General features: G+C 70.3%; 3 protein-coding genes. 2 read left to right on the forward strand and 1 reads right to left on the reverse strand.

Annotated features, from left to right (window positions below):
• A partial coding sequence (locus WH07_RS33575; protein ID WP_079023775.1) for a LysR family transcriptional regulator occupies positions 1–778 on the reverse strand: 778 nt, incomplete at its 3' end.
• 202 nt (positions 779–980) lie between these two features.
• Here WH07_RS33575 and snpA point away from each other — a divergent pair.
• Together snpA and WH07_RS33585 are read left to right on the forward strand one after the other, a co-directional pair.
• The gene (gene snpA, locus WH07_RS33580; RefSeq protein ID WP_046508549.1) at positions 981–1,643 is read left to right on the forward strand and encodes a snapalysin; all 663 of its coding nucleotides are present in this window, start codon (positions 981–983) and stop codon (positions 1,641–1,643) included.
• 314 nt (positions 1,644–1,957) lie between these two features.
• On the forward strand, positions 1,958–2,458 hold the full coding sequence (locus WH07_RS33585; protein ID WP_079023774.1) for a hypothetical protein: 501 nt from the start codon (positions 1,958–1,960) through the stop codon (positions 2,456–2,458).
• The last annotated feature ends 20 nt before the right edge of the window (positions 2,459–2,478 follow it).

A 2,478-nucleotide genomic window follows, 5' to 3' on the forward strand; every position in this document is an offset into this window, starting at 1 on the left:
GGGGTCTTATGGCCATGTCGTCGCGGGGGCGGGAGGTGGGCTGGCAGGGGGCCACCGCTTCGCCTACGGCGATCAGCGACGCGGCTGTCATGTAATCCCCGTGCAGGACCGGCGGGTTGAGGCCGGCCGCGTTCAGGACGCGGCGCAGTCCGTCCCATTCGCCGTCCACCGTCGGGTCGACCATCCAGCGGTCCCCGGCGAGGTCCGTGAGTTCCACGACCGGGCTGGCCGCCGCCGGGTGGTCGCGGGACATGGAGATGAACTGCGGTTCCCGCTCGACCAGTACACGTGTCTCCAGGCCCTCGGGAATGGTGAGCGGGCAGCCCTCCACTTCGTGTACGAAGGCGACGTCGAGCTGTCCGGCGGCGACCGTACGCAGCAGGGCGTTGGCGGAGACGTCCATGTGGAGCGAGATGTCCGTGCCGGGCAGCCGGTTCCTGAGGCGGCGCAGCCAGCCGACCAGGGCGCGGCTCGCGGTCGAGCCGATCCGCAGGCGCGGCCCGCCGGCCCGGTCCGCCGCGGCCCGCGCCTCGGCGACCAGCGCGGCCATCCCCGAGACCAGCGGCCGGGCCCGGCTCACCACGGAACGGCCCAGCGGGGTGGGCCGGCAGCCGGTGCGTTCACGCGAGAACAGCTCCGCGCCGAGGGAGTTCTCGATACGCCGTAGCTGGGTCGTCAAGGACGGCTGGCTCATGCCCAGTTGCCTGGCCGCTTTGTGCAGACTGCCGGTATCGGCAATGGCGCACAGGGCACGCAAGTGTCTCACCTCCAGCTCCATGCCCCGAGAGTAGAGCGGCCCTCTGAGCCGCACCAGGTGACCAAAACACAGTAATTGGCGCCGCATTCGCCGAAATTCGGCCAGGGCGACGTCGGGGTGATGCTCCGGTGTTATCGCGAATTGACATCATCCCCGCAGGGACCGGCTCCCCGAGACTCTTCCCAACCGAACCCGTTCATCGGACGAGTAGGGAGCCCCCCACATGAAGCACCCCAAGACGGCGATTTCCGCAATCTGTGGAATTGGCCTGGCATTCGCGACCGCGTTCAGTGTCGCACCCACGGCCACCGCCGCCGCCACCGGTACCTCCGCACCCGCGGAGACCGGTTCGTACGCGGCCTTCGAGGGCTCGAAGGCCGCGGCCGCGGGCACGAAGGCGTTCTTCGACGCGGTCCTGAAGTCGGTCGCCGAGAAGCGTGCCGCGAACCCGGGCGTCCAGGCCGTCACCGTGGTCTACAACGCGTCGGCCGCGCCCCGCTTCGCCAGTCAGATAGCCAGCAGCACCTCGATCTGGAACAGCGCCGTCACCAATGTGAGGCTCCAGGCCGGCAGCAACGCCGACTTCACGTACCGCGAGGGAAATGACCCGCGCGGCTCGTACGCGAGCACCGACGGGCACGGCCGGGGATACATCTTCCTGGACTACGCGCAGAACCAGCAGTACAACTCCACCCGCGTCACCGCGCACGAGACCGGGCATGTGCTCGGCCTGCCGGACCACTACTCCGGTCCGTGCAGCGAGCTGATGTCGGGCGGCGGCCCCGGTACGTCGTGCCAGAACGCCCAGCCGAACGCGGCCGAGCGGTCCAGGGTCAACCAGCTCTGGGCGAACGGCCTCGCCGCCGCCATGGCCAAGGTCTCCTGACCCCGGCCGCGTCACACCCGCACGACACGTACGACCGTACGACGCGTACAAGCCGTACGAGCCGTACGACAGGGGCGTCCCGAACCCGCGACAACCGCGGCAAGGGGCGCCCCTGCCCGTGTCCCCCTTGGTAACGTCGGCCGGTGGACTTCAGTACGGAATCCGGCGGGGCCATCGAGGGCGAGTTCGAGACCCATGTGACGGTACGGGCCGACCGGCCGGGCACCTTGGCCGCGCTCGCCGAGTAGGCCGCCGTACACGGCCTCAAACTCACCCATATCGTTCTGGACCGCGGCCGTACCCCCTCACAGCCGATGCTCACCCTGTGCGGTTCGGGCAGTCTCGAACAGCAGCGGCGCGCCGCCGAGCGGTGCGCGGAGGGACTGGCGCGGGCCGGATTCACCGTCGTACGGACGAAGACGGAGGCCGCGCCCTGGAACGTGGGGGTGCCGCAGACCGACGCGGAGGCGGCGGCGCTGCCCGCGCACTGCCACTTCGAGCACCACATCAAGCTGCGGCTGCCGATCCCGTACGACACACAGCGGCTGGCCGCGGTCGTCGAGGGGCACTCCGCGCACATCTCACGCAATGCGCGGCGGGTGCTGTCGGGTGGCGTCCAGGAACGCTTCGTGACCCAGCGCGCCCGCGGTGTCGGCCGCCCGGCGGCCCGCGCCCGGCTCGACGCACTACTGGACGGGCTCATCACGGCCGGCTTCCAACCGGTCGACATCGAGGAGGAGTTCGTCCTCGACGACGACAACCCCGCGGTGGACAGCGGCTGGATCGAGGAGAGGGCTGCGCAGCCGGAGGGCTGAGGGGGCGGTGAGCTGAGGGG

The sequence above is a fragment of the Streptomyces odonnellii genome, from assembly GCF_000981895.1.
Lineage (GTDB): Bacteria > Actinomycetota > Actinomycetes > Streptomycetales > Streptomycetaceae > Streptomyces > Streptomyces odonnellii.